The organism is Mesorhizobium sp. M1338, assembly GCF_040318045.1.
In the GTDB taxonomy this organism is placed as follows: domain Bacteria; phylum Pseudomonadota; class Alphaproteobacteria; order Rhizobiales; family Rhizobiaceae; genus Mesorhizobium.
On sequence record NZ_JAMYLL010000024.1, the window covers coordinates 1 to 20,926 of the forward strand.

The window sequence follows — 20,926 nt, forward strand, 5'->3', positions numbered from 1 at the left end:
TTTTTACTCGGTGCGCGGGGCGGTTGCACACCCGTTGCTCCTGGCCGGCTTAATTTGGGGGGTTTGGGGGGGGGGCGGCCTTCCTGCATTTCGCCGGCGGGGGGGCGACCTTCGCCAGCACGCCGCAGCCCACCCCGCAATAGGGGCAGGTGGTCCTCACCTCGCGCGCTTCGTCGATCTCCATGGGTTCAGGCCGCGCGGCTGGCCAGCGCTTCCAGCGCAATGAACAGATGCTCGCCTTCGACCCGCACCGGAATGGTCCGCACCGCGCCCTCGTCGGCGCCGAGCGCCTTGCCCGTCTCCAGCGAAATCACCCAATTGTGCAAGGGACAGGTCACCGCCGTGCCATGCACGATGCCCTGGCTGAGCGGTCCGCCCTTGTGCGGACAATGGTCGTCGATGGCGTAGACCTGATCGTCGGCGGTGCGGAAGACCGCGATCTTCCCCTCGGGCGTGGCGACGCAGCGCGCGCCGCGGCGCGGGATGTCGGAGATGGAGCCAATGGCGATCCAGTTCATCATGATCACTCCGCCGCCTGCGCAAAGCCGACCGAGGCCATCGGCCGGAATTCGTGCTTGTCCTTGCCGGATACGCGTTCCGACCATGGATCGACCTGGGCGAATTTCTGGCTGAAGACGAAGCGGTCGTAATAGGCCTTGCGCTTCTCCCCATCGTCCATGATCTGGCGCTTGATCTCGGGGATGCCGACGCGCTTGGCCCATTTGTAGATGCGCTCGAGATAGCGGCCCTGCTCGCGGTACATCTGCGTCAGCGCCACGATGTGCTCCAGCGCCTCATCCTCGGTCCTGACCAGTCCGAGCACTTCGGTGCCCTTGATGTCGAGGCCGGCAGCCCCGGCAAAATGGATCTCGTAGCCACTGTCGACGCAGATGACGCCGACATCCTTGCAGGTCGCCTCGGCGCAGTTTCGAGGACAGCCCGACACCGCCATCTTGACCTTGGCCGGGGTCCACGAGCCCCACATGAATTTCTCGATGCGGACACCAAACCCCGTCGAATCCTGCGTGCCGAAGCGGCACCAGTCGGAGCCGACACAGGTCTTCACGGTGCGCAGGCCCTTGGCGTAGGCATGGCCGGAGACGAAGCCGGCCTGGCCGAGATCGGCCCAGACCGCCGGCAGGTCCTCCTTGCGGATGCCGAGCATGTCGATGCGCTGGCCACCGGTAACCTTGACCATCGGGATCTCGAACTTGTCGACGACGTCGGCGATGGCGCGCAGTTCGGCGGCGTTTGTCACCCCGCCCCACATGCGCGGCACCACCGAATAGGTGCCGTCCTTCTGGATGTTGGCGTGGACGCGCTCGTTGATGAAGCGCGACTGGTAGTCGTCGGCATAGTCGTCCGGCCAGTCGCAGACGAGATAGTAGTTGAGCGCCGGCCGGCATTTGGCGCAACCGCAGGAGGTCGTCCATTCCAGCTCCTGCATGACCGCTGGAATGGTCTTGAGGCTCTTGGCTTTGATCAGCCGGCGCACCTCGTCATGGCCGAGCGTCGTGCAGCCGCACAAAGGCTGCACCGCCGCCGGATTGTATTTGTCGCCGATGGTCAGCACCATCAGCTTCTCGACCAGTCCGGTGCAGGAGCCGCACGAGGCCGACGCCTTGGTGTGTGCCCTGACGTCGTCGAGCGAGGTCAGGCCCTTGGCCGTGATCGCGCCCGTGATCTTTCCCTTGCAAACGCCGTTGCAGCCGCAGATTTCCGCATCATCCGGCAAGGCTGCAACGGCCGCCATAGGGTCCAGTGGGGCACCCCCCTGGTAGGACTGGCCGAAGATGAGCGTATCGCGCATCTCTGAAATATCGGTCTGTTTCTTCTTCAGATCGTTGAACCAGGCGCCGTCGGCCGTTTCGCCATAGAGCACGGTGCCGATGATGCGGTCGTCCTTCAGCACCAGGCGCTTGTAGACGCCGGCGGAGGCATCGCGCAGCACAATCTCCTGGCGGTCGTCGCCCTCGGCGAAGTCGCCGAGCGAGAACAATTCGATGCCGGTGACCTTGAGCTTGGTCGGCGTGTCCGAATGGACGAAGGCCGCGGCCTCGTCGCCGGCAAGCTGGCTGGCGGTGACGCGTGCCATCTCGTAGAGGGGGGCGACCAGCCCGTAGACCTGGCCATTGACCTCGGCGCACTCGCCGAGCGCGTAGATGTCGGGGTCGTTGCTGCGCATGCCGGCATCGACGACGATGCCGCGATTGACGGCAATGCCGGCCTCCTTGGCCAGCGCCGCGTTCGGCCTGATGCCGACCGCCATGACTACCAGCGTCGCCGGAATGACGGTGCCGTCGGCAAGCTCAATCTGCTCGACCTTGCCGTTGCCGGTGATGGCTTGGGTGTTGGCCTTGGTGATGACCTTGATGCCGCGCTGCTCGACGGCGCGCTGCAGGAGATAACCGGCGGCCGGATCGAGCTGGCGCTCCATCAATGTCGGCATGACATGCAGCACGGTGACATCCATGCCTTGCGCATTCAGCCCGGCCGCGGCCTCCAGTCCGAGCAGACCGCCGCCGATGACCACCGCCTTGGCCCGCGACTGCGCGGCAAGCATCATCGCCCGGACGTCGTCCAGATCGCGATAGGTCAGCACGCCGGGCAGATTGTGGCCGGGCACCGGGATGATGAACGGCACCGAGCCGGTGGCGATGACGAGCTTGTCATAGGGCTCGGTAACGCCATGATCGGAGGTGACGGTCTTGGCCTCCCGGTCGATGGCAACGATCTTGTGGCCCTTGTAGAGGGTGATGTTGTTGGCGATGTACCAGCCGTCGCCGTGGATGATGATCTCCTCATAGGCCTTCTCGCCCGACAGAACGGGCGACAGCATGATGCGGTCGTAATTGACGCGCGGCTCGGCGTTGAAGATGGTGACTTGGTAGCGGCCAGGGGCCTTTTCCAAGAGATGCTCAAGCATGCGCCCAGGGGCCATGCCGTTGCCGATGATGACGAGTTTTTCGGTCATATTCCTGATCCGCTCCGGTGTCACTCAGCCGCGTATGAAAGGGCTGGGGCTTCGGAAGATGCCGCGCGCTCCATCCGCCGAATGCTGAACTGCATCCAGGCAAAGCAAGCGACGACGATGACAAAGAGCAGCATGAAGCAGCTCGACCAGACGCCCGTGAGGTCGTTGAGCGCGCCGAAGGCAATCGGCAGGACGAAACCGCCGAGCCCGCCGATCATGCCGACGACGCCGCCGACCGCGCCAACGCTGCCTGGATAGTAGGCCGGTATGTGCTTATAGACGGCAGCCTTGCCGAGGCTCATGAAGAAGCCGAGCACGCTGGCGACCGCGATGAAAGCCACCGGCCCGATGGCGAAGTGGAAAGCGATCGGCCCGGTAATGCCGTGCACGATATAATCGGTGGGTGGCAGCGACAGGATCAGCGTGGCGGCGGACGACACCGCGAAGGTCCAATAGAGCACGGTGCGAGCTCCGATCCGATCGGAAAGCACGCCGCCATAGGCACGGAAGACGCTCGCCGGGATCGAATAGGCTGCGCCGATCATGCCGGCGGTCGCGATGCCGAAACCGTAAACACCGATCAGGTAGCGCGGCAACCACAGCGACAGCGCCACGAACGCGCCAAAGGCGAAGAAGTAGTAGAAGGCGAAGCGCCAGACCTGCACGTTCTTCAGCGGCGCGAATTCCTGCCAGAAGCTTCTCGCCGGTGCCGCCTTGCCGGCGCGGCGCTCGCGGATGACCGGATCGTCGCCGGTGGTGAACCAGAAGACGGCAGCCATGACGACGAGTGCTGCCGCCCAGATCAGCGCGACCGACTGCCAGCCCCAGGACAGAAGCACGAACGGCGCAAGGAACTTGGTGACCGCGGCCCCGACATTGCCGACACCGAAGATGCCGAGCGCCGTGCCTTGCTTGCCGGCGGGGAAGAAGCGCGAGACATAGGCGACGCCGACGGCAAAGGAGCCACCGGCGAGCCCGACGCCGAGCGCGGCGATCAGCATCTGCCCGTAGGTGTGCGCAAAAGCCAGCAGGAAGGTCGCGACCGCGGCCGCAAGCATGGTCGCGGTGTAGACCAGCCGTCCGCCAAAGCGGTCGGTCCAGATACCGAGCAGCATGCGTACGAGCGAGCCGGTGAGAATTGGCGTGCCGACGAGCAGGCCGAATTGCGTTTCGTTCAGCCCAAGCTCCGTCTTTATGCGGATGCCGATGATTGAAAAGATCGTCCACACCGCGAAGCAGACGGTGAAGGCGATGGTGGACATCATGAGCGCCTGCCGGGAAGCATTGTCCTGGCTCGGCGCGGCTGGGAGATTTGCGGTCATTATCAGGCTCCGGTTTGCGGCGTGGGAGGCACCGCGCTTGTCTGTTCGTTCGCGACTGTCAGCGGCCCGGCATCGGCGAATTGGGTGAAACCGACGTTTGCGCGGTCACTTCGAGGCCCTTGCCGTCGGTCTTGGCGCCTGCGGGAAAGAGGATGAGCGCAGCGGTGAACAGCGCCGCCGTCAGCGCGCTGCTGGCCAGAAAATCGCGGCGCGCGAAGTCCGCGAGGGACGCGCCAGTTCCGATCCGTTTCGTCATCGTCGTCTCCAGTTGGGCGCCGCTTGGGACCAGCGCCGTCGATTGCGTGTTCGGTCAAAACAAAAAAGCTGCTGGCCAGGCCGCCGCGTCCGTCTATCCGGATCGCGTATTGACCTGAGCAGCAGCTTTGCTTGTGGCGCCCGCCATTGGACGCCGTGTCACTTGACCCTTGCGGGCCTACATTCTGAGAAGCAGGAAACGTGCCAATTCGACAGCACTCTGAATTGTCGAGTGAAATCAATGAGAACTGCAGCCGCGCGACTTTTGACCAAGCCCGGCAGCGGATCAAAGATTAGTCAGAATGCCTTGCAGGGCGGCATAATATTTGTGCAATGCGGTATGTTGCCGATTGCCGATGCGGATTGTTTTTCGGTCACGGCCTTACTCCGCGGCTTCGACGAAGCGGTGGCGTTCGTAGAGGAACTTCAGCACCGCCTCGCGGCAGCGCAGGAAGGTGCGGTCGGAAGAGAGTTCGACGCGGCGGCGCGGCCGGGCCAGCGGCACGGCAAGCACCTCGCCAATGGTCGCCGCCGGGCCGTTGGTCATCATGACGATACGGTCGGAGAGCAGCACCGCCTCGTCGACATCATGGGTAATCATGATCGTCGTCGAGCCGAGCCTGGAATGGATGTCCATCACCGCGTCCTGCAGATGGGCGCGCGTGAGCGCGTCTAGCGCGCCGAACGGCTCGTCGAGCAGCAGGATCTTCGGCTCCATGGCCAGCGCCCGGGCAATGCCGACGCGCTGCTTCATGCCGCCGGAGATTTCCGCCGGGCGCTTGTCCTTGGCATGCGCCATCTGCACGAGGTCGAGATTGCGCATGATCCAGTCATGCCGCTCGGCCTTGCTTTTCGAGCGACCGAAGACCTTCGACACGGCGAGGTTGATGTTTTCGTAGACGGTCAGCCACGGCAGCAGCGAGTGGTTCTGGAACACCACGGCGCGTTCGGGTCCGGGGCTGTCGACCTCCTTGTCCTCGAGCAGCACGGCGCCGGCGGACACCTTGGTCAGCCCGGCGATCAGGTTCAGCAAGGTCGACTTGCCGCAGCCGGAATGGCCGATGATGGAGACGAATTCACCCTTGTCTATGGTCAGCCGGATGTCCTTCAACACCTCGCTGACCTGGTTGCCGCGGGCGAAGGACTTGTCGATATGGTCCAGTTTCAGATAGGCCGTCATCGCCCCTCTCCTCACTTTGCCGTTGCGCCGCGGGTGACGAAGGCGCCGACCGCCGCGACCAAACGGTCGAGGCAGAAGCCGGTGACGCCGATATAGGCGAGCGCGACGATGATGTCGGGCAGCCGCGACGAGTTCCACGCGTCCCAGATGAAGAAGCCGATGCCGACGCCGCCGGTCAGCATTTCGGCGGCGACGATGGCGAGCCAGGAAAGGCCGATGCCGATCCTCAAGCCGGTGAAGATGTACGGCGCGGCGGCCGGCACCATGATTTTCACGAAGAACTCGAACTGGTTGAGCCGCAGGATGCGCGAGACGTTGCGGTAGTCCTCGGGGATGTTGCGCACGCCAACGGCGGTGTTGATGATGATCGGCCAGATCGAGGTGATGAAGATGACGAAGATCGCCGACGGGCTGGAATCGCGAAACGCGGCCAGCGACAGCGGCAGCCACGCCAGCGGCGGCACGGTACGCAGGATCTGGAACACGGGGTCGAGACCGCGCATCGCCCAGATCGACTGGCCGACCAGCGCGCCGAGCGCCACGCCGACGATTGCCGCCAGGCCGAAACCGATGGCAACGCGCTGCAGCGAGATCAGCACGCGCCAGGCGAGCCCGATATCCTGCGGGCCATTGTCGAAGAACGGATGCGCGATCAAATCGTAGGCCTCGTTCCACACCTGGCTCGGCGGCGGCAGGCTTGACGTCGGCGACGAGCAGGCGATCTGCCAGACGACCAGCATGAGCGCGATGACGATGGCCGGCGGCACCAGCGCACTGGCCAGCTTGCCAGCGATGGCGAGCAGATCGAAGCGGCGCCGCGCCTTGGCGGTGAACGCGATGACCGCCGCCGGTTTCGCGGGGAACGCCTTCACCTTTGTGTCCTCGATAGTCTGGATCGACATGTCCGGGAAAAACTCCGTGGTCGGGATTTGCGACAAGCGGCGCGAGCGCTGCTTGCGTGCGACAACGGCGCGAGAGGCGCCGTTGCTCTTGGGGTCGACAAACGGCGCATTGCGCCGTTTGCGACGGTCAAGCCGAAGCCTTTATCTTCAGGCTGTCGAGATAGGCGGATGGGTTGGCCGGATCGAAGACCTTGCCGTCGAAGAAGGTCTCGACGCCGCGCGACGGCGACGCCGGGATGTCGGCTGCCGCGACGCCAAGGTCCTTGGCCGCCTCGCGCCACAGATCCTCGCGGTTGACCTGGTCGACCAGCGCCTTGATGTCGGTGGCCGGCGCGAATTTGCCCCAGCGGATGTTCTCGGCGAGGAACCACGTATCATGGCTCTTGAACGGATAGGAGACGCCGCCTTTCCAGAATTTCATGTAGAGATCGGTGCCGTTGGCGACGCGGCCGTTGCCGTAATCGATGTCGCCCTTGAGGCGGCCGATGATGTCGGCGACGGGCACGTTCATCCATTGCCGCTTGCCGATGATGGCGGCCATCTCGTCCTTGTTCTCGCTGGCCTCGCACCATTGCTGGGCTTCCATGACGGCCATCAGGATCGCCTTGGTGGCGTTGGGGTATTTGTCGATGAATTCGGCGCGCAGGCCGAGCGCCTTTTCCGGATGCCCCTTCCACAATTCACCTGTCGTGGCGGCGGTGAAGCCGACGCCCTGGTGGACAAGCTGCTCGTTCCATGGCTCGCCGACGCAGAACACGTCCATGTTGCCGACCTTCATGTTGGCCACCATCTGCGGTGGCGGCACGACGATGGTCGAAACGTCCTTGTCGGGATCGATGCCGCCGGCGGCCAGCCAGTAGCGCAGCCACAAATCATGCGTACCGCCCGGGAAGGTCATGGCGGCCTTGATCTCCTTGCCGGCCGCCTTCTTGGCGGCGAAGACGTCCTTCAGCTTCGAGGCATCGAGGCCGACACCGGTGCCGGCATATTCCTGAGCGACCGAAATGCCCTGGCAGTCGTAGTTAAGCCGCGCCACGATCGCCATCGGCATCGGCTGGTTGTTCTGCGTCACCTTGCCGGTGTGCATGAGGTAAGGCAGCGGCGTCAGGATGTGCGCGCCGTCGATGCCGTTGGCCGCACCGCCGAGCATCAGATTGTCACGCGTCGCGCCCCAGGAGGCCTGTTTGAGCACCTCGACTTCGGGCATGCCGAACTTGGCGAACAACCCTTTCTCCTTGGCGATCATCAGCGGAGCCGCATCGGTCAGCGCGATGAAGCCGAGTTTGGCGCCGGTGACTTCCGGAGCGGCCGTTGCGGCATAGGCGCCGGAGGGCAGCAGCGCGCGCGCGGCCGCCAGGGTTGCTGCGGTGGCAGCACTTGCCATCAGGAAATTGCGGCGAGTCATTCCCTCGATAGGGGCTTCAGTCTTGATGCGTTTCGTCATCATCGTCTCCCGTTGGGCACTGCTTGGGATCAGCGCCGTCGATTGCGTGTTCGATCAAAACAAAAAAGCCGCCGGCCAGGCCGCGCGCGTCCGTACATCCGGGATCGCGTGTTGACCTGAGCGGCAGCTTTGCCTGTAGCGCCCGCCATTGGACGCCTGTTCCGTGACCCTGAGAAGAGTCTGCTTATTGCAAAGCAGGAACCATGCCAGTTTCAGACTAGATGACAAACGTCAATGAGATCAACGAGATGCCACAATTGTCGGCGATCCGGCCCGCCGGGCAAGCAAGCCAAAGATTGTTCATTAGCGCAGTCGCACGCACAACTTTTGTGCAATGCACAAGAATGGCGCGGAAATGATCAGGCCTGGATGTCGGCGGATTTCTGGCCGGCAATGTAGGCGTCGATCTCGTCGGGATCGAAGATCTGGCCGTCGAAGAAACCATCCGGGCCGAGTACCAGGCCGGCCCCTGTCGCGCCGACCGCGGTCGCTGCCTTGAGCGCGCCCTCGACCTTCGAATTGGCGCCGGGAAGTGCGACGCCAAGCGGCTTCAGTGCAGAACGATAACGGTCCGGCCGGTAGCAGTTGCGGGCGATGGCGAGATTTTCCGGCGTGTGCGCCACATGCCCCCAGCGCACCATCTGCGTGTAGAACCACAGCGCATGGCTCTTCCAGGGAAAATTCGCCGCCTTTTCGAAGGGCAGGAAGAAGTCGTCGATGGTCCGATCGGCCCCGCCGCCCAATTGGAGATGGCCGGTCAGGATCGGCATCTGGACGGCCGGTGGCAGGCCGAGGAAGCCGGGCTGCGCCATCACCGCGGCCAATTCGCCATGATTGGCTGGGTCCTGACACCAGCGCGCCGAATGATGGAGCGCGCGCAGCAATGCCGCCAGTGCCTCCGGGTTTTCGTCAGCCCACGCCTTGCGCACGCCGATCACCTTCTCCGGGCTGTTCCTCCACAGCAGCGCCTTGACGGTGACGATATGGCCCGTGCCGGCGGCCACTGAGGCGCTGTTCCAGGGTTCGCCGACGCAATAGCCGTCGATCCGCCCAGCGGCCAGCGCGTCGGCCATGAAGGGCGGCGGCACGATTACGATCTCTATCTGCCGCTCTGGATCGATGCCGCAGGCGGCGAGCCAGTAGCGCAGTTCGTAATTGTGCCCGGAATGCGGATGCACCACCGCGAAGCGCAACGGGTCGTAACCGGCCATAGCACGCTCGCGGATGAGCGCGCCAAGTGCCGCACCGGCGCGCGCCGGGTCGAGATCGGGTTCGGCGCCATGCCCCGCCATGCCGGCCCAGACGGCGTTGGAGATGGTGACGCAATTGCCGCCGAGCCCGAGCGAAAACGGCACTATGGTCTCCGAAGCGAGCGGCGTCAGCCCGAGATTGCAGGCGAGCGGCATCGGTCCCAGCATATGGGCGAGATGGAAATGGCCGATGGCGATGCGGTCGCGGATGTTGGCCCAGGACGTCTCGCGGTGCAGCGTGAGGTCGATGCCTTCGCGCGCGGCAAAGCCAAGTTCGCCGGCCGCGACCAGCACGGCGCTGTCGAAAAGCGGCATGAAGCCGGCGGTGATCTGGTGCTCGGCGCCCATGCTCATTCGTCCTCCGCCGGTCCCAGCAGCCCGGCGGCGGTCACCAGGCTCTGGGCGATGTCGCTGATCTTGCGGTTCTGGTTCATTGCCGTCTTGCGCAGCAGCGTGTAGGCGGCCTCTTCGGAGAGGCCGCGCGATTTCATCAGGATGCCCTTGGCGCGGTCGATCACCTTGCGACTCTCGAGCTCGCCGCGAACCTCTTCCAGTTCGCGCGCCATGCGCGAAAAAGCGTTGAAACGGCTGACGGCCATGTCGAGGATCGGCTTGACGCGCTCTTGCCTGAGCCCGTCGACGACATAGGCCGAAACGCCGGCATCGACCGCGGCCTCGATCGAGGCCTGGTCGGAACGGTCGACGAACATGGCGATCGGCCGCTTCACCGCGCGCGACAGCTGGAACATATTTTCCAGCATGTCGCGGTTCGGGTTTTCGAGATCGATGACGATGACATCGGGCTCGATCTCGGCGATCCGCCGTGCAATGCCGGTCACGTCGTGGATGACGGTGACCCGCTCATGGCCGGCCTCGCGCAAACCCGCCTCGATGATCGCGGCGCGGATGCGGTTTTCGTCGATCACCAGGACGGCGAGAGAAGTTCGGACCATGCCTGCATTGTGACCAAGCGAAGGAATTGTGCAATGCGGTATGATCGAACAATCCCGACATTCGCTGAGCGCGGCGATTGCTGCCTGCCGGCGCGCATAGCGCGATCGCCACCGCCAGGCCGAAGCAGGTCGTCGTCGACCGCGGCGCCCGCGCCTTCCGTTTTGGCGAGAGGGATACGCCCACTATCGCCCCTTGCGGACAGGAACTCCAAAATCGTCCACGAAAACGATTGCCCTGGTCCATCCTGAGCTTTCCAAGTTCAGAGGGGTTCGAGTCCCTGACTTAATCGAGCTTTTTGTGGGCAAAAATCAGAAATCTTCCCGTATCGTTCCGTATGGTTTCCGCGACCGCCTCGTCCAGTCGAATTTCACTTAGCCTATACGCGCCCAAGAAAAGCCTGAACTGAAAGTCAGGGACCGCGCCCAGAAACGGACAGCTTTTGATCAGCCCCAGCCAATGGCGAAAAATCGAATTTGGCCAGCACCCCAGCTATCCTGGCAAAGCTGACAAATGCCTGTCGCGCCTGTTCGGTTGTCATCTGCCCGGCAATCGCGGCGTTGCAGCTTCTCACCGCGCAACTGTATACCGGTCCGCGACGGGCCTTCGGCCATTGATTCAAGAATACGAGCGCCTCCCGAACAGAGTTGATGTCGTTTATCGCGTCACTGGTCTTAACCTGCACGGGGGCAAGGAAAGCCAGACTGTTCATTGTTGCCTCCCTGTGATTGTAAGAGTTGATTCAGCTTCCCATGATGCGGCTCTTTCGTTTGAGGCTATCGGACATCATTTGACCATCCTCGCTATCCTGCGAGGGCCGGGGCTCGCCCCGGCCCTCCTTCGCGACCGTTAGTTGGTGCCGTTGATCGCAATGCGCTTGGCGCTTGCCTGCGCCTGTTCGGACTTCGGCAGCATTACGGTGAGCACCCCGTTCTTGAACGTCGCTGCCACCTTGTCCTCGTCGATCTCGCGGCCCATGCCAAAGCGCCGTTCAAAGCGTCCATAATAGCGTTCGCTGAACTGGCGATCCTTGTCCTCGGTTTCGGATTTCTTCTCGCCGCGAAGCGTCAGGACGCCGTCTTCCAGCATGACCTCGATGTCTTTTTCCTCGAGGCCCGGCACTTCGGCTATCAGTCGAATTTCCTTGTCATTCTCCGAGAATTCGACGCTTGGCCAACTGCCGTTTCCAGGAGTCATCCGGCCGAACACCGAGGGGGTGTCAAATCCGCGTAAGACTTCATCGAAGAGCTTGTTAACGTCACGATGCAACGACATGAATGGATCCACGTCACCACCGCGGTAGACACTGGGGTGGTTGTTGCCCCGGTTCCAAGGCACCAAGTCACGTACACTCATTGTCTTTTCTCCTTTTCTTTTGTTTTTATGGGTCGTAGCCCACCCGTCGGGACGGGAGTGTTCGCGAAGGCCGATCGCCGAAGGTCAGGCGGCTACGTTGCCTTCAATCCGCTTCGACGCTGGCCCGTTGCCGGGTTCGGTATTGATGGCGATGCGGCGCGGCTTCATCTCCTCGGGAATTTCCTTCTTGAGGTCGATGATCAGCAGACCGTTTTCGAGCCTGGCTCCGACAACGCTCACATGATCGGCCAATTCGAAACGGCGGAAGAACGGCCTCAGTGCCAAGCCATGATGGAGGTACTGAACCTCCTCGTTCTCCGCCTTGGTGCCCTCGATCACGAGCATATTTGGCTCATGCGTGATCGTAAGCTCGTCTTCACCGAAACCTGCGACCGCAACGACAATGCGGTAGGTATCCTCACCGAGCTTGGCGATATCGTAAGGCGGCCAGTTATCCGCATTCTGTGAAGGGCTGGCGTTTTCGAGCAGGTTGAAAATACGGTCAAAGCCGATGCTCGACCGGTAGAAGGGTGAAAAGTCCAGGTTCGTTCTCATAACTACATCCTCCTTGGAGCAACATAGATACGAGGGAACGCCAAGAAGCTTGGCGCTCCCTGACACATCGGCCCCATAACGGCGACCGATCAAAAATGAGTTGGGAATCGATTTCCGCAGCGTCAAGGGGGGAAAGACTGCCGAGGCAGTTTCGCGGCCGTCTTCAAATATCTATTGGCAAGCGCTCCATCGAATACCCATGTGCTTCGCTGGTATTTCGAACGGAGGAAAAAAGATGACCATGACGCGCCAAGACGTTATCTCGGTCCTCGGGCCCGTGGACGACGCGACGATTGCCGAAATCATCACGTCCGGTGCCTCGCTCGAGGAATTGAGAGAGGCATGGGCATGGGCCTTTGGTGACGAGGCATGGATGAACCAAGGCCGGCCGCTGCCGGGAACACGGGTGGCAGCGCTAATCGACCTGATCGAGCCCGACGACGAAGGCGACCTAGCAGATCTGGCCCAGGGGGACCCGGGCAAATCATGAAGATGCCGCCGGCGGCTCACCATTCAGGCAGCAGCGTTTAATCGTTTGATCCGTTTGGCAAGTTCCTGCTGAAGGCATCTATATGATCAGGCAACGATAAGGAGGTTCGGCTTCCGCTCCCGTTGCCGCGATGACGCACCGTTCCGCGGCGGTAAATTGCCGCCGCGGTGAATCCAGCGTCCCCCTCTTAAAGGAATTTAGCCATCACTTTCTAAAAGATAGTCTCCTTGGATCTTCGGCCCTGTCATCCATGGCGGCGCTGCGGGTACGGCCTCAATGACACCCACCCTATGTGCCCAAGTGGCAAAGGCCTTATGTGCCGCCTCGACAGACTTTCTGCCATCGTACGCAGAGTAGCATGCATCAGACGCCGCTGCGTGGAGAAGCCCGCGCCTTTCAACCGGCCATTCTTCCAGAAACTCTATCGCATCCATGGCACAGCCGATCTCTTGGATACCATAGCCGTCGTCTCTTACGAAAACCGGCTGTTTGAACGTCGCATTTTCCATTGGTGACCTCCCTTCAAACCGTGCGGCAACTGATCCTGCCTCACCGTGTGCGGCGACGATGTCAGTTCCCGGCATGCCGTCGAGCTTGGCAACGCCATGGCAGACCGGGACGGAAACGGGATTTTCAAAGAAAATCGCCTCCATGCGCTCCTTCCGCTTCTGTTCGATTCGACATCCGGCAACCGCACATAGGAAAAAGATTGGAAACACCTCTTTTCAGTTCAAGGGGAGTTTGGCGAAACGAACAGAAGACCTCCCGAAGCACCTTCGCACACATGCCGGGCTGCTTCGGGATCGCTGCTAGTGTCCTGATTCCGAAGTTTGAGCCATTTCGGTTTGGTGTTGTGCGACTTGAAGCGTAGCCAGACAGAAGCGCTTGATGGTGTTGAGGATATCGTCGGCCGACTTGGTCCATCTGAAGGGCTTTGGATCGGCATTGACAGCTTCGATGTAAGTTCTGATTGCCGCCTCCAACTCCTGTGTCGACCTGTGGACGCCGCGCCTGATCTGCTTTTCGGTCAGGTTAGCGAAGAAGCGTTCGACCTGGTTGAGCCATGAGGCGGCTGTCGGTGTGAAGTGAATATGCCAGCGGGAACGCTTGAGGAAGAAAGCGCGCACGGTGCTGGTCTCGTGGGTGGCGTAGTTGTCCATGACGATGTGGATATCGAGGTCAGCCGGGACATTGGCCTCGATCTCGCGCAGGAATTTCAGAAACTCCTGCGCGCGGTGGCGCTTAAAGCAGCGGCCGATGATGGTGCCGGTGGCGGCATCGAGGGCAGCAAACAGGGAAAGGGTGCCGTGCCGCGTATAATCGTGGCTGCGCCGCTCGATCTGGCCGGGGCGCATCGGCAGCACCGGCTGCGTGCGATCCAGCGCTTGGATTTGGCTCTTCTCGTCGACGCACAGGACCAGCGCTCGCTCGGGCGGGACCAGATAGAGGCCGACAATGTCACGCACCCTTCTCCACAAACAGCGCATCCGATGATAGTTTGAAGCTCTCTGCGCGGTGCGGCTGAAGGCCGAAGGCCGTCCAGATGCGGTGGATGGCAACTCGCTTGCCAACGTGATCACCGGCAACACCGGCAACAACACCTTGGCAGGCCTGGGCGGCGCCGACACACTCATCGGTGACGCAGGCACCGACACGCCCAGCTATGCGGCGTCGGCGGCCGGTGTGAATGTCAGCCTGATGACCGGTGTGGCTCAAGGCGGCGATGCCGAAGGCGACACCTTCTCCAGCATCGAGGGCCCTCTGGGCTCTGCACAGAACGATACGCTCGAAGGCGATGGCGGCAACAACGTGCTGAATGGCGGCGCCGGCATCGATACGCTGAACGCATTCTGTGGCCAGCTTATGAGCCAAGTCGTCATCAAACGCTCTCCGGGCTGTACATATCGAATGGAAACGTGATCCTAAATACCCCATTATCAGGACCTGCGTTCTTCGCTTTCACCAGAGTTGCAATAGTCTCTGATGCAAAACGTTCTATGGGGTGTGACAGGATCAGCGAAATCGTACCGTCTATCAAAGCAGCCCGCGTATCTTCAAAGAGTTCATAGCCTACGGTAACGAAGTCTTCCCGTTTTGGGGTAGCCCTGAGTGCGGCTATCGCACCTGTAACACCACCCCCTGAGATGAATAGTCCGCACATATCCGGATGGTCTGTCAGCAGCTTTTCGACATGTTCACGGGCAACCACGGCTGACTCGTAAGTTGGCAGCGGTTCGAGCAGCGTGAATCCCGAATTATGTTCACGGAAGTAAGAACGAAACCCGCTTTCGTTCATTTCCTGGTTTCGCAATCGGTGGCTGCCCAAAAGAATGCCTATTTTCCCCGGCTGTCTCACCATGCGGTCAAACGCCCAGGCAGCGGTGCGTCCTACTTTCCAATTATCGAGCCCCACAAAGCTGATGCCTCCCTTGGCCGTAAGGGGGCCGATAAGTGAAACGACCGGCACGCCGCTTTCAAGAACTGCGTCAATCGCGTCAGCAACGGCAGGATGCTGCGGCGCTACAATCGCAAGTGCTTCGCACCGCCCGCCGAGCGACTGAATATGTGCCGCGACTTTCTCCGGCGTGAGGTCTTCCATGTACTCGACCGTTAGATCGATATTGCAGGCAGGATAAGCTTCCGCAGCTTGCGCAATTGAATCGCCGAGTAGGCGATAGAAGCGTCTCTCCCGTCGCTGCAGCAAAACCCCGACACGGTGGATCACCTCTTGTGCCTTCGCCGCCTGCTTGATGGTGCCAAGTCCGTAGAAGCCGATTTCCTCAGCGGCTGCCAAAACGCGTGTGCGCGTATTGCTCCGGACCGATTCAGGCTCGGACAGTACACGATTGACCGTTGACACGGATACACCTGCGGCTTTTGCCAAGTCTGGAATGGTTGGTCTCTTCATGTCAAAAATTCCATTACTCTGGTTTCGGCATCTCAAAAAATATCATTCATACAAATTTTCGAAATGATTTGAGACGAATTTCTGAAGCGATAGTAATCCAGATTGACCTGAAAGATGTCAACGTAGCATTCATTGCGCGTTGACGGTGCTCAGCGATCTAGGAGCCGTCAGCGCTTTGGGGGGAGGCCCGGCGCACAATTTGGACGAGGAGGCTCAACGTCGTTGCGTTGAGATCGCGGACTTGCGCGTGCCTGCCGGGATCGGCCGCACGGCCAAAAAAGGCAAAAAGTATGTCGAGCCGCAGCCATGCGGCTTTAACCTGAGGAGGAATTCGACATGTCGTTCACCAAGAAAATAGCCACCGCAGCCATGGCATTCATGCTGGCATCCAGCGCTCATGCGGGTGACACGGATATCGCCGTCATCGTGGGCTCGGCCCAAGATGGCTTCTGGAACATGGTCAAGAAGGGCGTCGATGATGCTTCGCTGATGGTCAAGGCTAATGGCGGCACCGTCAATTTCATGCAGACCCAAAACTATGACAACTTCGGCCCGGACCTCGCTTCGCTAATCGAACAGGCTGTAGCCCAGGGTGCTAAAGGTATTGCTATCCCGAACTGGCTGCCAGAATCCGAAACCCCTGCCCTCAAGGCTGCGCGGGACAAGGGCGTGGTGATCATCTCCTTCAACGCTGGCCAGAGTGAGATGGATAATTACGGCTCGCTAAACTATTTCGGGTCGGACGAATATCTGGCAGGTGTTGAGGGTGGCAAGTATCTGGCTTCTCATGGTGCAAAGAAAATTCTCTGCCACATCCAGAACCCAGGTGCCGTAAATCTCGAGACCCGCTGCAAGGGCGTTCAAGACGGTGCGAAGAAGGCTGGCGCAGACACCTTCATCCTCCGTGTTCCTGCTAACCTTGACCAGGACATGAATGGTACCTCTGAAGCAATCAAATCCGAGCTGATCGCCGATCCGTCCATTGACGCCGTCATCACGCTCGCTGCATGGGCTGCAGATGCTGCCGCTAGCTCCATCGATCAGCAGAGCAAGATCGGCAAGATTCAGCTTGGTACCTTCGATATGTCCGCCTCGGTTCTGGATCGCATTTCGAAGGGCACCCAGACCTTCGCAATCGACCAGCAGCCTTATCTGCAGGGGTTCCTCGCAACCTCCATGCTGTTTGCAAACCTGAAGTTCGGCACTGCGGTTGCAACGAAGCCGGTTCTGACTGGTCCGGCGATTGTCGACAAGACCAATGTTGCTTCGGCAATCGACGGCGTCAAACTCGGCGCACGTTGAGGCTGGCCCGAGGCTGAGACCTGGCCGCTAACCTGGCCGGGTCTCATCCATGCTCCCTCTATGTAGCTTCGTCTGCGCTAACTGAGGATTTTGCTTCCATGACCACCACAAACCTAAGAACCAGCACCGTTGAAACACCCGCCATCGAGAGTGAATCGGCCATTTCATCCATTAAGGCCTTTTTTCGCACCCCCGCCGCTGGTGCTTTCATGGGTTTCGTGGCTGTATTCATCCTTTTTGCGATGTTCGGGTATAGCCGCAACTTTTTGTCCGTAGCTGGTGTAACTACGTGGGTGAACTTCGCGTCACTCATAGGAATGATTGCGATTCCGGTCGGGTTCCTGATGATTGCCGGTGAACTCGATATTTCAACCGGTGCTGTACTTCCCGCGTCCACGATGACAGTTGCGATTGTCTGCGAGCACTATCAGATGCCTGTGCTTGTCGGTGTAGCTGCAGCGCTTGCCATCGGTGCACTGATCGGCTTCATCAATGGATACATCGTAACTCACACGCGCGTGCCGTCGTTCATCGTGACATTGGCGACGCTCTTTGCAGTGGCAGGCATCACGCTCTACCTGTCGATCTTCTTCATCAACAACACCAATTCCTTCTATCACGCGCCAGATTGGGCAAAATCGCTCTTCGGCGGGAAGGTGTATGGCTTCAATTCTTCCGTCTTCTGGTGGGGTGGGCTTATCGCAGCATTCGTCTTCTTTCTGCATTACTCTCCGAAGGGAAGCTGGGTGTTCGCTCTTGGTGGAGACCAGGAAAGCGCGAGAAACGCAGGTATTCCTGTAACCAGGATGAAGATTGCACTCTTCATGCTGTGTTCCATATCGGCGGCCTTTGCTGGTGTCCTTCAGGTGATGACATTCAGCTCCGCAACGTCTCAGGCCAATTTTGGCCTAATCTTCAACACCATTATCGCCGTGGTCGTAGGTGGCGTTCTCCTCACGGGTGGTTTTGGTACTGTAATGGGCATTGTCTTCGGGGTGCTGACCCTTTCGATTGTTACCCAAGCTATTGGTTTCACAGAGATCGACAGAAACCTGTCCTTCCTAATTATCGGTGTCATGCTTTTGATCGCTGTCCTGCTCAACGACACGTTTCGTCATTTGGCCACCAGCTGGTCGACGTCCAAAAAGAAATAAGGAGAGCGACAATGTCCGATAAGAAACCCGTTCTCGAATTTCGAAACGTCGACAAATCGTTTGGCCATATTGATGTTCTGAACGATATCAGCCTCAAGGTCGGTGAAGGTGAAGTGCTCTGCCTGCTTGGCGACAACGGCGCGGGTAAGTCGACGCTCATCAAAACGCTGTCTGGTGTCTATCAGCCGACGCGTGGCGAAATTCTGATGGATGGTCAGCCCGCACTTTTCTCCAGTCCCCGTGAGGCTCAGGAACGCGGGATAGCTACAGTTCACCAATTCGGTGGGACATATCCTTTGATGTCCATAGGACGTAACTTTTTCATGGGTTCGGAGCCGACAAAGGGTTGGGGACCGTTCAAATATTTCGACCGCAAAACCGCCACCCGAGTGGCAGTTGCAGAGGTTCAGAAAATGGGGATCACACGCATCACCGACGGGGATCGCTTGGTCGGTGGCCTTTCCGGAGGGGAACGCCAGTCGCTCGCGATTGCCCGTGCTGTCTATTTCGGAGCCCGTGTTCTCATCCTTGACGAGCCGACGGCAGCCCTCGGCGTCAAGCAGGCTGCTCACGTACTGCGTATCATCAATGAAGCCAAGCGTCGTGGCCTCGCGGTCATTTTCATCACCCATCAGGTGATGCATGCCATGGCAGTGGGCGATCACTTCGCAGTGCTCATTCGGGGTGCAATTGCGGCTGACTTCCGCAAGGGGGAAAAGACACGCGAGCAGATCGCTGATCTGATGGCCGGTGGTGAATCCATGGCCAGTCTCGAAGCCTCACTTGAAGGGTATATGGAGACCCATGACGGTCTTCCGCCACCGCCCGCTCACTGACTGAATATTGGCATTGCCGCCAAGTAGTGGAATTCGTTGAATGGAAGCGGTTGAGCTCTTGTGCCAGCCGAATGGAAGGAGTTTGTCCAATGGTGCGTGTAGCAGTCATGGGTGCAGGGCTGATGGGCGCTGACCACGCCAAGATCGTCGTGGAGGAAATGCCGGGCGCGACCCTTCAGGTGGTCTGCGACATGGATGAAGTCCGCGCTCGCAAGGTGGCCGATGCCCATGGTGCGGCAGACGTTGCAAGTAATCCGGAAGCCGTGATTGCCCGTGCCGATGTGGATGCGGTGATCGTCGCGAGCCCGGACTTCACTCATGCGCCGCTGTCACTCGCCTGCATCAACGCGGGCAAGAAGGTGCTCTGCGAAAAGCCCCTATCGCAGTCCTCGGCCGAATGCCTCTCGATCATGCAGGCCGAACAGGAAGTTGGTCAAAAGTTCGTCCAGCTCGGCTTCATGCGGCGCTACGACCAGTCCTATGTCGAGATGAAAGAGGCAATTGAAAATGGCACGCTTGGCCGAGTCCTGATGATGCACAACTTCCACCGCAATGTGGAAACGCCAGCCTCCGACTTCACCGGTGCCATGGCAATCACCAATTCCGCCCCGCATGAGTTCGACGTCGTGCGCCATGTACTTGGCACCGAATATGCCTGGATCTCTGCCTTCCAGCCGAAGCGCTCTGATCGACGCGTCGCGCCCGTCTTCATGATCCTCGAAACCGTCGATGACCAGCTCGTCAACATCGAGATCAACAACAACGCTGCGTACGGCTACGACGTTCGTGCCGAACTCGTGGGCGAGCAGGCGAGCATTTCCATGAGCCATGTCGCTTATACCCGTCTCGAACGCTCGCTTGGCGTCCACACCGGCTACGATGCCGATTGGCGGACCCGCTATTTCGATGCCTATCGCCGCCAGAACCGCGCCTTCCTACGCTTCGTCGACACAGACGTGTTTCCCGAGATCGCATCAAGCTGCTGGGATGGCTATGCCGCAGCAGTTGCCGCGGAGGCAGGCGTAACGGCACTCGCTTCCGGACAGAAGCAACCCGTCACCATGATTTCCAAGCCGGAGTTCTACGCATGAAACTGGGTTTCGTATCCGACAGCCTTGGGGGCATGCCGCTCAATGACCTTCTCGACAATGCTGCCCGCATGGGTGTCTCGGGGGTTGAGCTCAACACCTGCGGCTGGTCGACCGCTCCGCATTTCGACCTGAAATACATGCTCGGCAACACGGCCGCGCAGAAGGAGTTCCGGAAGTCCTTCTCTGACCGTGGGCTTGATGTGATCAGCCTCAATGCCAATGGCAATCCGCTTCACCCGACCGATCCGGCTCAGGGCGAAGGTCTGAAGAACACCATCCGGGTCGCGGGCGAGATGGGCATCAGGACGGTCTGCACCATGTCTGGCCTGCCTGCGGGCAATCCGTCCGATACCATGCCAAACTGGGTCGTCTCTTCCTGGCCGCCGGAAACACAGGCGATCCTCAAATACCAGTGGGAAGAAAAACTCTTCCCGTTCTGGACCGAGATCGTGGCGCTGGCAAATGAATGCGGTGTGGAAAAGATTGCGCTCGAACTGCATGGCAACCAGTGCGTCTACAATGTGCCGTCTCTGTTCAGGCTCCGCAACGAAGTCGGCCCGGTCGTTGGGGCCAACCTCGATCCCTCGCACCTCTTCTGGATGGGAGCCGATCCGCTGATCGCGGCCGAAACGCTGGGCGACGCCGTCTATCACGTCCATGCCAAGGACACTTTCCTCAATGCCCCGAAGCAGGCGACGACCAGCCTCTTGGAAAACGGCAGTCTCACCGACATCCCGGCGCGAAGCTGGTCCTACATCACGCTCGGCTTCGGCCACAGCGAGGAATGGTGGCGGCAGTTCTGCTACCGCCTCAAGATGGCAGGCTATGACGGCTGGCTCTCCATCGAACATGAGGACGTCCTCCTTAACGCGCTCGAAGGGCTCGAGAAATCCGTGACCCTTCTGAAGGGCGTCATGCCTGTCGCCCCAGCCGATTTCAAATTGCAGGATATCTGA

The 20,926-nt window shown here is 60.3% G+C and carries 21 protein-coding genes and 2 pseudogenes; 7 read left to right on the top strand and 16 right to left on the bottom strand.

Annotated features, from left to right (window positions below):
• Positions 1-103 precede the first annotated feature (103 nt).
• From NKH19_RS33580 to NKH19_RS20310, 13 genes and pseudogenes are all read right to left on the bottom strand, one after another.
• A pseudogene (locus NKH19_RS33580) lies at positions 104-184 on the bottom strand (hypothetical protein); the annotation flags it as partial.
• 4 nt (positions 185-188) lie between these two features.
• A complete protein-coding gene (gene nirD, locus NKH19_RS20255) occupies positions 189-518 on the bottom strand; it encodes a nitrite reductase small subunit NirD (protein ID WP_352606443.1) in 330 nt (109 codons plus the stop codon).
• Positions 519-523: 5 nt separating this feature from the next.
• A complete protein-coding gene (gene nirB / locus NKH19_RS20260) occupies positions 524-2,974 on the bottom strand; it encodes a nitrite reductase large subunit NirB (RefSeq protein WP_352982699.1) in 2,451 nt (816 codons plus the stop codon).
• A gap of 20 nt (positions 2,975-2,994) precedes the next feature.
• Positions 2,995-4,296 (bottom strand): MFS transporter, encoded by a 1,302-nt coding sequence (locus NKH19_RS20265; RefSeq protein ID WP_352863487.1) that lies wholly within the window; start codon positions 4,294-4,296, stop codon positions 2,995-2,997.
• Between the two features lie 58 nt (positions 4,297-4,354).
• The gene (locus tag NKH19_RS20270) at positions 4,355-4,552 is read right to left on the bottom strand and encodes a hypothetical protein (RefSeq protein WP_352863489.1); all 198 of its coding nucleotides are present in this window, start codon (positions 4,550-4,552) and stop codon (positions 4,355-4,357) included.
• 381 nt (positions 4,553-4,933) lie between these two features.
• Positions 4,934-5,731, bottom strand: coding sequence for an ABC transporter ATP-binding protein (locus tag NKH19_RS20275; protein ID WP_136620067.1), 798 nt, complete (start codon positions 5,729-5,731; stop codon positions 4,934-4,936).
• A gap of 11 nt (positions 5,732-5,742) precedes the next feature.
• Positions 5,743-6,633: a nitrate ABC transporter permease gene (ntrB, locus tag NKH19_RS20280; protein ID WP_352863491.1), complete on the bottom strand. Its 891-nt coding sequence runs from the start codon at positions 6,631-6,633 to the stop codon at positions 5,743-5,745.
• Between the two features lie 127 nt (positions 6,634-6,760).
• Positions 6,761-8,077 (bottom strand): CmpA/NrtA family ABC transporter substrate-binding protein, encoded by a 1,317-nt coding sequence (locus tag NKH19_RS20285; RefSeq protein ID WP_352863493.1) that lies wholly within the window; start codon positions 8,075-8,077, stop codon positions 6,761-6,763.
• Between the two features lie 359 nt (positions 8,078-8,436).
• Positions 8,437-9,675 (bottom strand): CmpA/NrtA family ABC transporter substrate-binding protein, encoded by a 1,239-nt coding sequence (locus NKH19_RS20290; RefSeq protein ID WP_352863950.1) that lies wholly within the window; start codon positions 9,673-9,675, stop codon positions 8,437-8,439.
• Positions 9,676-9,677: 2 nt separating this feature from the next.
• Positions 9,678-10,280: an ANTAR domain-containing response regulator gene (locus NKH19_RS20295; RefSeq protein ID WP_352863495.1), complete on the bottom strand. Its 603-nt coding sequence runs from the start codon at positions 10,278-10,280 to the stop codon at positions 9,678-9,680.
• 410 nt (positions 10,281-10,690) lie between these two features.
• On the bottom strand, positions 10,691-10,990 hold the full coding sequence (locus tag NKH19_RS20300; RefSeq protein WP_352863497.1) for a DUF982 domain-containing protein: 300 nt from the start codon (positions 10,988-10,990) through the stop codon (positions 10,691-10,693).
• A gap of 137 nt (positions 10,991-11,127) precedes the next feature.
• Positions 11,128-11,634 (bottom strand): Hsp20/alpha crystallin family protein, encoded by a 507-nt coding sequence (locus tag NKH19_RS20305; protein WP_352863499.1) that lies wholly within the window; start codon positions 11,632-11,634, stop codon positions 11,128-11,130.
• An 84-nt stretch (positions 11,635-11,718) separates the two neighbouring features.
• Positions 11,719-12,189, bottom strand: coding sequence for an Hsp20 family protein (locus tag NKH19_RS20310; RefSeq protein WP_352863952.1), 471 nt, complete (start codon positions 12,187-12,189; stop codon positions 11,719-11,721).
• A 235-nt stretch (positions 12,190-12,424) separates the two neighbouring features.
• On the opposite strand from NKH19_RS20310, the gene NKH19_RS20315 reads away from it, so the two are divergent.
• Positions 12,425-12,679 (top strand): hypothetical protein, encoded by a 255-nt coding sequence (locus tag NKH19_RS20315; protein ID WP_352863501.1) that lies wholly within the window; start codon positions 12,425-12,427, stop codon positions 12,677-12,679.
• 197 nt (positions 12,680-12,876) lie between these two features.
• Here the strand turns inward: NKH19_RS20315 and NKH19_RS20320 are convergent, their stop codons facing one another.
• Positions 12,877-13,332, bottom strand: coding sequence for a DUF982 domain-containing protein (locus tag NKH19_RS20320; RefSeq protein WP_352863503.1), 456 nt, complete (start codon positions 13,330-13,332; stop codon positions 12,877-12,879).
• Positions 13,333-13,488: 156 nt separating this feature from the next.
• Positions 13,489-14,233, bottom strand: a pseudogene (locus NKH19_RS20325) (IS630 family transposase); the annotation flags it as partial.
• A gap of 18 nt (positions 14,234-14,251) precedes the next feature.
• Here NKH19_RS20325 and NKH19_RS20330 point away from each other — a divergent pair.
• Entirely contained in the window at positions 14,252-14,599 is a 348-nt protein-coding gene (locus tag NKH19_RS20330) for a hypothetical protein (RefSeq protein WP_352863505.1), read from the top strand.
• Here the strand turns inward: NKH19_RS20330 and NKH19_RS20335 are convergent.
• Positions 14,559-15,587: a LacI family DNA-binding transcriptional regulator gene (locus NKH19_RS20335; protein ID WP_352863507.1), complete on the bottom strand. Its 1,029-nt coding sequence runs from the start codon at positions 15,585-15,587 to the stop codon at positions 14,559-14,561. The two genes, NKH19_RS20330 and NKH19_RS20335, sit on opposite strands and share 41 nt — an antisense overlap.
• Positions 15,588-15,923: 336 nt before the next feature.
• Between NKH19_RS20335 and NKH19_RS20340 the strand changes: the two genes are divergently transcribed.
• The 5 genes from NKH19_RS20340 to NKH19_RS20360 all read left to right on the top strand — a co-directional run bounded on the left by NKH19_RS20340 (position 15,924) and on the right by NKH19_RS20360 (position 20,926).
• Complete coding sequence (locus tag NKH19_RS20340) at positions 15,924-16,889, top strand: substrate-binding domain-containing protein (protein WP_352863508.1); 966 nt, start codon at positions 15,924-15,926, stop codon at positions 16,887-16,889.
• A gap of 98 nt (positions 16,890-16,987) precedes the next feature.
• The gene (locus tag NKH19_RS20345) at positions 16,988-18,043 is read left to right on the top strand and encodes an ABC transporter permease (RefSeq protein WP_352863510.1); all 1,056 of its coding nucleotides are present in this window, start codon (positions 16,988-16,990) and stop codon (positions 18,041-18,043) included.
• Positions 18,044-18,054: 11 nt separating this feature from the next.
• Positions 18,055-18,879 carry an ATP-binding cassette domain-containing protein gene (locus NKH19_RS20350; protein WP_352863512.1) on the top strand — a complete coding sequence of 275 codons (825 nt, stop codon included), beginning with the start codon at positions 18,055-18,057 and terminating at the stop codon, positions 18,877-18,879.
• A gap of 89 nt (positions 18,880-18,968) precedes the next feature.
• Positions 18,969-19,970: a Gfo/Idh/MocA family protein gene (locus tag NKH19_RS20355; RefSeq protein WP_352863954.1), complete on the top strand. Its 1,002-nt coding sequence runs from the start codon at positions 18,969-18,971 to the stop codon at positions 19,968-19,970.
• Positions 19,967-20,926: a sugar phosphate isomerase/epimerase family protein gene (locus NKH19_RS20360; RefSeq protein WP_352863514.1), complete on the top strand. Its 960-nt coding sequence runs from the start codon at positions 19,967-19,969 to the stop codon at positions 20,924-20,926. Before NKH19_RS20355 ends, NKH19_RS20360 begins: the two co-directional genes overlap by 4 nt.